Raw genomic sequence first — 876 nt, 5'->3', positions numbered from 1 at the left:
GTGGGAGGAAGGTAAATGATACCTTCATCGCCTGAAGTCTTGAGCTCTATAGTTGGTGTTACGCTGAGGTTTTTACTTTGAAGGTAGTCAGGATCTATTTTAAGTAAGTAGCTACCTGGTAGGACGTTTTCGAATATGTAAACACCATCGTACTCGGTTCGGGTTTGCTGTATCAGTGAGTCATCGAGTGTAAAAAGAGAGACAGGAATACCTGCTTTCGGTATAAGTTTACCATTGTTTTCAAGCAGCACTTCTCCTTCGAGTTCCATCGCAGTTTGGAAGCCGATACTGATCTCGTTGAGCTTGCCCGAGTGAGAATAGAGCGTGAAATGCTCCTTCTGTGGCTTCAGAAACGGGTCTTCAATTTTCCGTGAGTTGATACTAATCGTTTGCATTTGAAGATCAGGAACCCCCCATAAAGAGACATAACCTTCTTCGTTTGTGGCGCTGTTTCTCCAGCTGTTCTTTCCTTTAAAATGTATATTTGGAAGAGGGCTGTCCTGTTCATCAAACCTACCGTTATTGTTGTGATCCAAATATGTGTGTGCGAGCACGCTGGCACTAGAGGCCACACTTTCAGAACTAAGGTAGAGGCTATTATGAGGTTTGTCGTAGGCAAGGGCAGAGCTAATGCTTAAGCCAATACTTTGATGGTCTTGTGTATCAAATCCGGCAGAAAGAGAAAACGAGTATTTGTCCAGACGCCAGCTGATCATATTGTCGAAGCTGTATGTGTCTTCTTCCGATAGAATGTAGCCTAACGAGGCTTGATAACTTACCCGTTTACTTGCTTGATAGTTGGCACTCGATTGGATGGAGTCCAGAACACCTTTCGGTAATATTTTATAGTTAGCTTCGGTCTTGAGTCTCCAGCTA

Annotated in this window: 1 protein-coding gene; it reads right to left on the bottom strand. The window is 43.6% G+C overall.

Features of this window, described 5'->3' with window-relative positions; genetic code table 11:
- Positions 1-876: hypothetical protein (locus A3766_RS30280; RefSeq protein WP_197479272.1), on the bottom strand; the 876-nt coding region annotated here is incomplete at both ends.

Source organism: Oleiphilus sp. HI0132 (genome assembly GCF_001635845.1).
Note: the sequence above shows the minus strand (reverse complement) of the source record. Positions and strands in the feature narration are given on the sequence as shown.